This window comes from Ruegeria sp. H6 (genome assembly GCF_056532975.1).
Map to the genome: position 1 here is coordinate 67,294 of NZ_JBQFOA010000007.1, position 11,858 is coordinate 79,151.

At 58.1% G+C, this 11,858-nt stretch carries 10 protein-coding genes; 4 read left to right on the forward strand and 6 right to left on the reverse strand.

The window, feature by feature from the left end; translation table 11 throughout:
- Window positions 1-7: 7 nt before the first annotated feature.
- The gene (locus ACR0AG_RS13400) at window positions 8-1,171 is read right to left on the reverse strand and encodes a pyridoxal phosphate-dependent aminotransferase (protein WP_480839642.1); all 1,164 of its coding nucleotides are present in this window, start codon (window positions 1,169-1,171) and stop codon (window positions 8-10) included.
- Between ACR0AG_RS13400 and ACR0AG_RS13405 the strand changes: the two genes are divergently transcribed.
- Together ACR0AG_RS13405 and ACR0AG_RS13410 are read left to right on the forward strand one after the other, a co-directional pair.
- Window positions 1,170-2,552 carry a M48 family metalloprotease gene (locus ACR0AG_RS13405; RefSeq protein WP_480839644.1) on the forward strand — a complete coding sequence of 461 codons (1,383 nt, stop codon included), beginning with the start codon at window positions 1,170-1,172 and terminating at the stop codon, window positions 2,550-2,552. The genes ACR0AG_RS13400 and ACR0AG_RS13405 overlap by 2 nt on opposite strands.
- Window positions 2,549-3,307 carry a DsbA family protein gene (locus ACR0AG_RS13410; RefSeq protein ID WP_480839646.1) on the forward strand — a complete coding sequence of 253 codons (759 nt, stop codon included), beginning with the start codon at window positions 2,549-2,551 and terminating at the stop codon, window positions 3,305-3,307. The genes ACR0AG_RS13405 and ACR0AG_RS13410 overlap by 4 nt, the downstream gene beginning before the upstream one ends.
- Before the next feature lie 100 nt (window positions 3,308-3,407).
- On the opposite strand, the gene ACR0AG_RS13415 is transcribed toward ACR0AG_RS13410, so the two are convergent.
- The gene (locus ACR0AG_RS13415; RefSeq protein WP_480839648.1) at window positions 3,408-4,622 is read right to left on the reverse strand and encodes a helix-turn-helix domain-containing protein; all 1,215 of its coding nucleotides are present in this window, start codon (window positions 4,620-4,622) and stop codon (window positions 3,408-3,410) included.
- A gap of 128 nt (window positions 4,623-4,750) precedes the next feature.
- On the reverse strand, window positions 4,751-5,974 hold the full coding sequence (hemA, locus tag ACR0AG_RS13420) for a 5-aminolevulinate synthase (protein ID WP_480839650.1): 1,224 nt from the start codon (window positions 5,972-5,974) through the stop codon (window positions 4,751-4,753).
- A gap of 330 nt (window positions 5,975-6,304) precedes the next feature.
- Between hemA and ACR0AG_RS13425 the strand changes: the two genes are divergently transcribed.
- Window positions 6,305-7,690 carry a M20/M25/M40 family metallo-hydrolase gene (locus ACR0AG_RS13425; RefSeq protein WP_480839652.1) on the forward strand — a complete coding sequence of 462 codons (1,386 nt, stop codon included), beginning with the start codon at window positions 6,305-6,307 and terminating at the stop codon, window positions 7,688-7,690.
- A gap of 123 nt (window positions 7,691-7,813) precedes the next feature.
- On the opposite strand, the gene lpdA is transcribed toward ACR0AG_RS13425, so the two are convergent.
- On the reverse strand, window positions 7,814-9,208 hold the full coding sequence (gene lpdA / locus ACR0AG_RS13430; protein ID WP_480839654.1) for a dihydrolipoyl dehydrogenase: 1,395 nt from the start codon (window positions 9,206-9,208) through the stop codon (window positions 7,814-7,816).
- 202 nt (window positions 9,209-9,410) lie between these two features.
- On the opposite strand from lpdA, the gene ACR0AG_RS13435 reads away from it, so the two are divergent.
- Entirely contained in the window at window positions 9,411-9,845 is a 435-nt protein-coding gene (locus tag ACR0AG_RS13435; protein WP_480839656.1) for a hypothetical protein, read from the forward strand.
- Here the strand turns inward: ACR0AG_RS13435 and ACR0AG_RS13440 are convergent.
- A complete protein-coding gene (locus ACR0AG_RS13440) occupies window positions 9,842-10,420 on the reverse strand; it encodes a DUF924 family protein (protein WP_480839658.1) in 579 nt (192 codons plus the stop codon). The genes ACR0AG_RS13435 and ACR0AG_RS13440 overlap by 4 nt on opposite strands.
- Before the next feature lie 107 nt (window positions 10,421-10,527).
- Window positions 10,528-11,799, reverse strand: a complete 1,272-nt coding sequence (locus ACR0AG_RS13445) for an MFS transporter (RefSeq protein WP_480839660.1) — start codon at window positions 11,797-11,799, stop codon at window positions 10,528-10,530.
- Between the last annotated feature and the right edge of the window lie 59 nt (window positions 11,800-11,858).

An 11,858-nucleotide genomic window follows, 5' to 3' on the forward strand; every position in this document is an offset into this window, starting at 1 on the left:
GAACGCCTTAGGCTGAGGATGTGATCGGCGCGCGTTTGGCCATGAACGCCTGCAAGCGAGTCAGGCCTTCTTCGATATCCGCAGTCGATCTGGCGTATGAGAACCGCAAGGTCGTGTGGCCGCGTTCGGGATCGAAATCCAGACCCGGCGTGACAGCGACGCTCGCCTCTTGCAGGATTTCGGCGGCGAAAGCGCGGCTGTCTTGGGTTAGGTCCGAGACATCGGCATACACATAGAATGCCCCATCCGGCGGCGCGATATTGGTAAAGCCCGCCTTTGGCAGCCCGTCCAGCATCAGCGCCCGGTTGGCGCGATAGACATCGAGGTTCTGCTGCAGTTCTTCTTCGCAATCCATCGCGGCCAGCGCTGCCACCTGACTGGCGTGGGGGGCGCAGATGAACATGTTCTGGGCAATGCGTTCGACCACGCGCACCTGATCTTGCGGCACAACCATCCAGCCGACGCGCCAGCCGGTCATCGAGAAGTACTTCGAGAACGAATTGATCACATAGCACTCATCCGTCAACTCAAGCGCTGTGACGGCTTTGGCCTCGTATTCGATGCCGTGGTAGATCTCGTCACTGATGAACGCAGCCCCTTGCCCCTGCGTCGCCTCGATCAGCGCCCCCATCGCGGCACGGTCCAGCATCGTTCCGGTCGGATTGGCTGGTGACGCCACCAAAAGACCGCCCAGGTCCAGACCCGCGAAATCCGACGGCACAGGCTGTAACCGGTTTTCGGGCGCAGTGGGCAGATCCACGGGCACCAACCCCAATGCCCTGAGGATCTGGCGATAGGACGGATATCCAGGCGCGCCGATCCCAACTCGGTCACTGCTGTCAAACAGCGCGGTGAAGGTCAGCAAGAATCCACCGGATGACCCGGGCGTAATCACCACGCGCTCGGGATCAAGGTCGACATTGTACCATTCGCCATACATCCGCGCGATCCGCTGCCGCAGCGCGGGCAGGCCCAATGCCACGGTATAGCCTAGCGGGCCTTGTACCATCGCTTTGGCCAAGGCCTCGGTCGCTCCCTTGGGCGCGCCGGTTCCGGGTTGGCCGACTTCCATATGGATGATGCGGCGACCGGCCTCTTCGGCCTTTCGCGCGGCCTCCATCACGTCCATCACAATAAACGGATCGACCCCGGACCGGGTTGAGTTTCTCATGCCCATCTCCCATGTTGCAGCCATGGCTTTTGAACGTTTATCCAGGCTGGCGTCAATCCCGGCCCTGTTGCTGGTGGCAGTGACATGGATGGCAAGCGCGTTGCAGGCCAGCGCCCAAAGCCTGATCCGCGACCCCGATATCGAACATGGCCTGCGTGAACTGGCCTTTCCGATCCTGCGCGCAGCGGGGCTGAGCACCAGCCGTGTGCGCGTTCTGGTGGTCAAAGACGATACCTTCAACGCCTTCGTGATCGACTATAACACCATCTACATCAATCACGGTCTGATCCTGACCGTGGATAGCCCGGAAATGCTGCAGGCCGTCATCGCGCACGAAGCGGCCCATATCGCCAACGGGCACCTGGCACGGCGGTCCGAAAACCTGCGCGCGGCGCAACGGAACGCGCAGCTTGGCACCGCCTTGGCCGTCATCGCAGGGATCGCCGGTGCCGGAGAGGCAGCGGCGGGAATCGCAGCGGGCACATCGGCCTCAGCTCTGCGCAGCTTTTTGGGTCATACCCGGGCCGAAGAGGCCTCGGCCGACCGAAGTGCGGCAAGCTATCTGCGCTGGGCCGAGATCTCGCCCATCGGTATGGTCGAACTGCATCGCAAATTCGCCGGGCAGGAACTGCTGAGCGAAGCCAGACAAGACCCCTATATGCGCTCGCACCCCACCAGCCGCGAGCGGTTGCGAGCCGCCGAGGCGTTTCTGAACGATTTCGAAGACCACGCCAAAAAGAACCCCAACGCCGATTACTGGTTTGCTCGGGTCAAGGGTAAGCTTTCGGCCTTTCTGCGCAGTCCGGGTTGGACCTTGCGCCGCGCCGCGGAAGAGGATCATCGCGATATCCGCCTGATGCGCGAAGCTTCGGCCCATCACCAGAACCGCAACCTGTCCCGCGCCCGCGCCGCAATTGATGAGGCGCTGCAAATCCGGCCCGACGACCCGTTTTACTATGAGTTGAAAGGCCAGATCCTGCTTGAGAACCGCCAGTTCGGTGATGCAATCACGGCCTACAAATCGGCGGTTGAAATGGCGCCTTACGACCCGCTTATTCTGGCCGGGTACGGGCGCGCCCTGCTGGTCAGCGGGCAGACCAAGGAAGCCTTGCAGGCGCTGGAAAAGGCCCGGGCAAGAGACTATCGAAACGCACGGCTGATGCGGGATTTGGGGTCGGCCTACGCAAAGGTTGGAAACAACGGAATGGCGTCCGCTGTCACGGCAGAGCGTTATGCACTGCTGGGGCGGTTGGAGGATGCTGGCATCCACGCAAAACGAGCCGTCGGGCAATTGCCCGAAGGCTCACCGGGTTGGCAAAGGGCACAGGATGTGCTGATTGCCTCTGAACGAGCGAAGAAAAAGAAAAGGAAACGGAAATGATCCTGAGACATGCTGCACCGGCCCTATTGGGTCTTTCCCTTGTAACAGGCCCGGCACAGGCCTTTGACCTGAGCGCGATGACCGAAGACGAACGCGCGGCGTTTGGCGCGCAGGTGCGCGATTACCTTCTGGAAAACCCCGAAGTCATAATCGAGGCGATCAACGTTCTGGAAGAACGCAACGCCGCCGCCGAGGCCATTGCCGACAAAGAGCTGGTCGCTGCAAACATGGATGCGCTGACAAATGATGGTTACAGCTGGGTTGGTGGCAATCCGGACGGCGATATCACTCTGGTCGAGTTCATGGACTACCGCTGCGGATATTGTCGCCGCGCGGTCCCCGAGGTTGCCACACTGCTGGAAGCAGACGGCAATATCCGGTTGGTCATCAAAGAACTGCCAATTCTGGGCGAGGCCTCGGTTCAGTCTTCGCGCTTTGCCGTTGCCACCAAGCAAGTGGCGGGTGACGATGCCTATAAACAGGTGCACGATGCGCTGTTGGCCTTTGGTGGCGACATCTCGGACGTGACACTGCGCCGGATCTCAGACGGTTTGGGCCTAGACAGCGACGCCATCCTTGCCGCAATGGACAGCGATGAGGTCACCAACGAAATCGCCCAAACCCGCGAGCTGGCGCAGCGAATGCAGATCTCGGGCACGCCGTCTTTCGTGCTGGGAACCGAAATGCTGCGCGGCTACCTGACCGCCGATCAGATGCTGCAAATCGCCGAAGGTGTTCGGGCGGAACAGGGCTGATCCTGCGCAACCAGCAGACATTTACCAATATTGTCACCCGCATAGGTCGCAAGGTCTGTGCGGGTTTTTAGTACAATCCTTGGGAAACGACGCGCAGGCGCTATTCGGCAGGCTCTGCTTCGGACTGCGTTTGCAGTTCGGCCACCAGTTGCTTCAGCGCGCTGTTCTGAGCGGCCTCAAGATCAACAACCTCATACCGTTCGGCCACGGCGTCTTTCGACAACACCACGCCTTTGGCGACTGTTCCGGGGGCACCAACTGGCCCGAAATGTTCGCCGTTCATCGAGAAATAGACCGACCCGGACGCGCCTGCCCGCAATTGCGGCGGCTCTTCCGTCAACGGAATCTCATATGTATTACCTTGCTCGACTGTACCCAGGGTGCCTTCGAATACAATGCTGCCGTCAGCGGCCGTCACGCGCATCCAAGCTGGGGCCACAGCCACGATCTTGAGCGTGGTATCAATCTGCTCAACAACTTGCGGCAGGGCCGGACGTTCGACCGTATGCACCTCGGCCACTTCGATCTGAGGCAGTTCCGGTGGGCGGAACGTGCCGACAGTGCGCGGATCAAGCGTTGAGATTGGCGCATCACGCGCCACCAAAACGGGCACATCCAGTGCCTGCGGACGATACAAACGATCCAAAGCCTCGGGGCTTGGCACGTCAACAGACGCAACCTGATCTGTCTGCGGCGTCTGAACCGCAGCATCCAGCGGATCGAGATCCGTCAGCACTACGGGCGCCTGTTCGACCGGGCTGACCTGTACCTGTTGAATGCGGTTCAATACCGACCAACCGCCATAACCGATACCGCCAATCACAGCCAACAACACCAGCGAAGACCCGATGGCGCGCGGTTCGATCTGACTGACCAGCGACTCCTTGCCCGGAATATAGGGCGTATTGGGCGAGATGAACGGGTCCCGCCCCATCGGCCCACGGGCCGGCAAATCACCGGTCGGTTTGCGAACAACCGACGCCTCGGCGGACATGCCATGGGCCACTTCAAACCCGCTTTCCTGACAGAAATCGGCAAAGGTTTCATCGGGGTTCATCCCCAGATAGCGCGCATAAGAACGCACATACCCGGCGATAAAGCCGGGCGTGTCAAATGCATCTGGATCAGCGTTTTCGATGGCAGCGATGTAGTTGGCTTTGATACGCAGCTCTCGCTGAACATCGAGTAGCGACTTGCCCATTGTAGCGCGCTCCCCGCGCATCCTGTCGCCAAGCCGTACCTCGTAATCATCAAACCCCTTGGGTCTGACGTCGGTATCCTCTTCGGAATCGCGCTGTGATCTGCGCCCAATCATTCCTGCTGCCCCATTCTGCCTTTGCGTGTTTCACGCAAACGTCGAATCATCCCCAAAATGATTCGTACGTTTCTTTTATGAGCCTAAGCCTAACACGCGACAAACAAATTGCACACTTTGGCGTGAGGTTATCCGGCAAGTTCGGCGCGATTTAGCGCACAATGTGACCAAAGTTCGTCCATCGCCTGAACCAGACGGTTCATTTCACCCGGCCCATGGACCGGCGATGGCGTGAACCGGAGGCGCTCGGTTCCGCGGGGGACAGTCGGGAAATTGATCGGCTGAACATAAATGCCGTAGTCCTCAAGAAGCCTATCGCTGAGGATTTTGGTGTGCACCGGATCGCCCACGATCACAGGCACAATGTGGCTGCCATGATCAATCAGCGGCAGACCCATGCCCTTCAGCCGCAGCTTGAGGATCTTGGCCTGGGTCTGATGCTGCTCGCGCAGCTCGGGCGCTGTTTTCAGATGCGCGACCGAAGCCGCGGCCCCAGCTGCAACCGCCGGCGGCAGCGATGTTGTGAAGATAAAGCCCGGCGCGTAAGAGCGGATGGCATCACACATTTTCTCGCTTGCAGCGATGTAACCGCCCATTACACCATAGGCTTTGGCCAGCGTGCCGTTGATGATGTCGATCCGATGGGCCAGACGATCCCGCTCGGTCACGCCACCACCACGGGGGCCGTACATGCCAACCGCGTGCACTTCGTCGATATAAGTCAGTGCACCAAACTCATCGGCCAGATCGCAAATCTCTTCGATGGGGCCAAAATCACCATCCATCGAATAGACCGATTCAAAGGCGATCAGCTTGGGCGCCTTGGGATCGTCAGACTCAAGCAGCTCACGCAGATGGGCCAGATCATTGTGCCGGAAAATCCGCTTGGCCCCGCCATTGCGGCGCACCCCTTCGATCATGGACGCATGGTTCAGCGCGTCGGAATAGATGATCAGACCGGGAAACAGCTTTGGCAGAGTCGAAAGGGTCGCATCATTGGCAATATAGGCGCTGGTGAACAGCAACGCGGATTCCTTGCCGTGCAAGTCGGCCAGCTCTGCCTCCAGCCGTTTGTGATAGACCGTGGTCCCCGAGATGTTGCGCGTCCCGCCCGAGCCTGCACCTGCGGCGTCCACCGCCTCGTGCATGGCCTCCAGAACAACCGGGTGCTGGCCCATGCCCAGATAGTCATTGCCGCACCAAACGGTGATATTCTGCTGCGATCCGTCGGGACGGGTCCGAACAGCATGCGGGAACTGACCATTGCGGCGTTCGATATCAATGAAGGTCCGGTAACGTCCTTCGTCATGCAGCCTGGCAATCGCGGTATCGAGCTGAGCAGTATAGTTCACCGGTTTCTCCTTTTGTGCCTGATCGGACGTTTCCCAACCAGACCCCTTTTCGTCGCCAAACCTTTGGACCTTATCCATTGGTGCGGCTTGATCTTTCTCGCGTAACACCTAACGGTCAGTCTAAAGATGTGACTTTGATTTGCATCAATTATATCCGATCCGACGCCGCGACAAGTAAAGTTACGGCCATCAGACGCGAGGAAACGACGCAGGCCAACCGCTGCTGTTCCGCAGGTTTCCAATAATCTACCAAAATCCACCGCGATCCGCATTGGACGACGCGAAGAACGCTGATACTCTCCGCGGCTTCAAGACTTTCAGGAGAATCCCATGTCACTTGACGCTGTTCTGAGCAAGATCGACTCTGACCTGTCAACTTCGATCGATCGGTTGATGGAGTTTCTGCGCATTCCTTCAATCTCGACCGATCCGGCCTATGACGGACAGGTCGATCAGGCAGCGGATTGGCTGGTGTCTGACTTGCAAAGCTTTGGCATCAATGCACAAAAGCGCACCACCTCGGGCCACCCGATGGTGGTGGGTCACGTGGGTGAGGACAGCGACGGCCCGCATTTTCTGTTCTACGGACATTACGATGTGCAACCCGTCGACCCGCTGGAGCTGTGGAACCGCGACCCGTTTGACCCGGCCCTGGAGCAAACGGAACACGGAGAAGTGATCCGCGGGCGCGGCTCGTCTGACGACAAAGGCCAGCTTATGACCTTTGTCGAAGCCTGCCGCGCCTGGAAAGCGGTGAACGGTTCTCTGCCCTGCCGCATCACCTTTTTCTTTGAAGGCGAAGAGGAATCGGGCTCTCCATCGCTGGTGCCGTTTCTTGAGGCCAACAAGGACGAGTTGAAAGCCGATCTTGCGCTTGTTTGTGACACGTCCATGGTCTCGCGCGGTGTGCCCTCCATCGCTTCGCAACTGCGGGGGATGCTCAAGGACGAGTTCACTATAGTCGGGCCAAAGATCGATCTGCACTCGGGCCACTATGGCGGCCCTGGTCTGAACCCGCTGCGCGAACTTTCAAGAATCGTAAGCTCGTTTTATGACGAAGACACTGGGCGCATCGCTGTCGACGGATTTTATGAGGGCGTGCATGATCTGCCCGCAGAACTGTTGCGGCAATGGGAAAACTGTGGTTTCGATGAGGCTGATTACCTCAATTCGGTCGGGTACACACAGCCACATGGCGAAAAAGGCTATTCCACTTTGGAACAGCAATGGGCCCGTCCAACGCTTGAGGTGAACGGTCTGTGGGGAGGCTACAACGGCGCAGGGTCCAAGACCGTGATCCCGTCGCAGGCGCATTGCAAAATCACCTGCCGCCTTGTGGGCGAAATGGACCCCGACGCCCTGCGCATCAAAATCCGCAAACATGTCGAAGATCGCTTGTCGCCAGACGCCAAAGTCATTTGGGACACTGACCTCGAAGGATCGCCCGCGTCGGTCATGAACCTCGATCGCCCGGAGTTTGAAGCCGCGCGCGGCGCCCTCTCGGACGAGTGGGACCGCGAGGCCGTGTTTACCGGCATGGGCGGATCCATTCCGGTTGTTGGTTACTTCGATACGGTGCTTGGACTGGATTCGATGCTTGTTGGCTACGCCAATGACGACGACGCCATCCATTCACCGAACGAAAAATATGACGTCAAAAGCTTCCACAAGGGGATTCGGTCCTGGGCCCGTATCCTCGACGCTTTGAATAAATAGGAACCTTCAGCGAGGCTCTGCCTCGCGCTCCGAGGTATTTGAGAACAGAAAAAGCACGAATTCTCTGCTTCTTTTGTTTGAAAATACCTCGGGGGAGTCGCGGCGGGGGCAGAGCCCCCTTCCTTACATATGAATCACGCGCCCATAGGCATCCAGAACGCTTTCATGCATCATTTCCGACAGCGTTGGGTGCGGGAAGACCGTGTTCATCAGGTCTTCTTCCGTGGTCTCCAACTGGCGACCCACGACATAACCCTGAATCAATTCGGTGACCTCAGCACCGATCATATGTGCGCCCAAAAGCTCGCCGGTTTTGGCGTCAAACACGGTTTTGATCAGCCCCTCCGGCTCACCCAGAGCAATGGCTTTGCCGTTACCGATGAACGGGAAACGCCCGACTTTGATCTCATAACCCAGTTCTTTGGCCTTTGCTTCGGAATACCCGACCGAGGCAACCTGCGGCTGGCAATAGGTGCAGCCTGCAATGCTTTCGGGTTTCACAGGATGGGCGTGTTTGCCCGCAATCAGTTCGGCGACCATGACACCTTCATGGCTTGCCTTGTGGGCCAGCCAAGGCGCGCCTGCGATATCACCGATGGCATAGAGCCCTTCGACACCCGTGCGGCAGAACTCATCTGTGACGACATGCGTGCGGTCGATCTTGACGCCCAAACCTTCGAGCCCGAGGTTTTCAACATTGCCAACGATCCCAACGGCCGAAATGACAGTGTCGAAGTCGTGTTTTTCGACTTTGCCCTTCACTTCGATATGCGCGGTGACTTTGCCTTTGGCGCGGTCCAATTGCTTGACCATCGCCTTTTCCATGATGGTCATGCCCTGCTTGGTAAACGCCTTTTTGGCCAGACCGCTGATCTCGGCATCTTCTACCGGCAGCACTCGGTCCATCACTTCGACAACAGTCGTATCCGCACCCAACGTGTTGTAGAAGCTGGCAAATTCAATGCCAATCGCGCCCGACCCGATGACCAGCAGTTTCTTGGGCATACGCGGCGGCTGTAGGGCGTGCTTGTAGGTCCAGACCAGATCGCCATCGGCCTCAAGCCCCGGCAATTCACGCGCACGGGCGCCCGTGGCCAAAACGATGTTCTTGGCTGTCAGCTCTTCGGTGCCTTTGTCGGTTTTGACACTGACCTTGCCTTTGGATGGCAGCGTCGCCTCACCCATCAGCACGGTGACCTTGTTCTTTTTCAGAAGGTGTCCGATGCCACCGGACAATTGCGCAGCAACCCCGCGCGACCGTTTGACAACCGCGTCCAGATCATATCCGACCTTGTCCGCCGTGAGGCCGAAATCCTTGGCACGCTCCATCAGGTGAAAAACCTCGGATGAGCGCAACAGTGCCTTGGTTGGGATACACCCCCAGTTCAGGCAGATACCGCCAAGATGCTCACGCTCGATCACGGCGGTCTTCAGGCCAAGTTGCGCGCCGCGAATAGCGGCGACATAGCCACCCGGGCCTGCGCCGATTACGATCAGATCAAAGGATTGTGCAGCCATGTATACCTCTCGGCGCGGATCGTTTCAGAAAGTAGTTTACCATTAAACTATTTTTTCAAACGCATCAATAATGGTCTCCGCGACATAAGTGCCGCAGGAAAAAATCGTGACTTTTGCGCTGCATTCAGCCTATACGCAGCCTGTTTCAAAGGCTACGACTTAAATCAAAAATGCTCACGTCATTGGAGACGGGAAAGATAAGATGGCAAAAACACTCAAAGATTTATTGCTGGCCCTGCTGAACGCAACACTGATCCTGTTGGCGCTGTGTCTTTTCCTTGGGTGGAAACTTGCGCAATCCGTCGAGACCGTGCGCGACGGGTTCACCGAGAACCTGCAGGTCGTGGCCCCACTGCGCGAACAAGCACAGGGGATTCGTGATGAGATTTCGGGATTGCGTGGCGATCTGGCCGAGATACGGGACAATGCCGGTGACCTCGATTTTGCATCGAAATCCCGGCTAAGCGCCACTTTGGATCGTCTGAATGACATCGAGTCAAAACTGGAGAATACACAGACGCGTCTGGCCGGGCTGGTCGACAATCCGCAGGACCTCATCAACTATGCTGTGACCACCTCAAGCGAGGCGGCCGCAGAGCAAGTCATGAAAATCCGTGGCTGCGTGCCGGCAGGTTAGGTCGGGGCCTGCAATTCGCGAACGGTCGAGCCATAGCCGCCTGCGCTGACATAGGCTGCCTCGTGCGCGGTGGTGGGCCGTTCCAACGCTTCGTTGCGATAAGGGAAGCGACCGAACTTGCGGATCACTTCGCGATGCGCGCGCGCATGCAGCAGGTTGCTGGATCCAAACTCCGGCATCCGTTCGCACATCAGCCTGACACAGCGTTCCTGATCACACAGGTTTTCCGAGTGCATCATCGGAAGGTAAAAGAACTGCCGGGCGGGTTCGTCAATTTTCAGGTCCCACCCTTTGTCGACCGCACATTTCGCTGCGGCCAGGGCGGCACGATCTGACGAGAACGCTTTCTTGCTACCGCGGAACATGTTGCGCGGGAACTGATCCGTCAGGATGATATAGGCCAACGCACCGCTGGGATAGGTCAGCCACAGCGAAAACCGGCCGTCGCAGGCTGCTTGCCATGTTTCGAGAAAGCGTTCACGGATGGTCGCATCCAGCGCATCATCCTGAATATACCACCCGTCGGGGCCAATCTCATCCAACCAAAAACTCAGTACTTCTTCAGGACCAACCATGCCCTTGACTCCGTTTGTGCCCTCCCCAGGGACGTAAGGTTATTTATGATCAATTTACAGAACTGTTACAGTAACATATTGCAACATTTGCGACATAAATCCGGCGCTCAGGCAGGTTCTTGCCCATCTGCATCCTCTTGCGCTGCTTCGATGGCGACCTCTTGCGCCAGCTCCATCGCGACCGGCGACGATGTCGGGTAAACCGGTGCAATACCAGCGGTTTCATCAACCGGAACATAGGCGCGCCGCGTCATCCGGTAAGCCGCGTAAAGTGCCATGGCGAACAGCAAAGCGGCAATGAACAGGAAAAAGCCCTGTGGCCCAAATACCGCATCTCCCATCAGCCAACCGGTGATCACCGGGCCTGCAATGGCGCCCAGACCGTTGATAAAGACCAACCCGCCCGATGCGGCCGCCATATCCTCGTATTCGAGGTAGTCATTGGTATAGGCGATCAGCAGAGAATAAAGCGGGTTGGACATGCCACCAATCAAGAACGCGGCAGCCAGCAAAACCGGGAAGGTCACGCCGAAGATCATCGCAACCAGCGCGCTCGCCCCGCCCAGCGCGGCGATTGCCAGGATCAACAACCTCCGGTCCATGCGGTCGGAAAGCCACCCAAGCGGATATTGGAGCAGCATGGCGCCCACATAAAATGACGCGACAAAGCCTGAGATCTGGATCAGTGACAGCCCCGCTTTCGCCCCGTAGACCGCCGCCATGCCAAACTGCGCCGAAAAGATACCGCCCAGCAGGAACATGCCCACACAGCCCAGCGGCGATGTGTCCATAATCTTGCGCAACGTCATTGGTTTTGTGGTGTCAAAGGCAGGAGTTGGCGAAATCGACAGCAAAATCGGCGCGAATGACACCGAAACCAGGATCGACGCGATCACAAACGTGTCGAATCCGGCCGGGTCTCCGACCAACATCAGGGCCTGCGCACTGACAATACCGATCATCTGAACGATCATGTAAAGCGACAGGGCCTGGCCACGATTTTCATTGCTGGCGGCATTGTTGAGCCAGCTTTCGGCGGTCACATACACGCCGGAAAAGCAAAACCCGATCGCCATCCGCCCCAGAAACCAGGCGGCAGGTTCAGTCAGCAGAGGATACATGATCATCACGGCTGAAATGAACGACGCCAGCGCGGCAAAGACACGCACATGTCCCACGCGCCGGATCATCTCGGGCGCAAGCCGCGAGCCGCCGAGGAACCCGAGGAAATAGGCGGACATGACAAAGGACATCTGCAGGGTGCTAAAACCCTCGATCTCACCCCGAACGCCCAGCAACGTGCCCTGCAGGCCGTTGCCGACCATCAACAGACCCATGCCCAACAAAAGCGCCCATGCGCTGGAAAGAACCTGAAGCATTTCAGCCCTCTGAATTCATCGACTTGATTGCTCAATGCGATCGAAAATCGCCCTCGTCG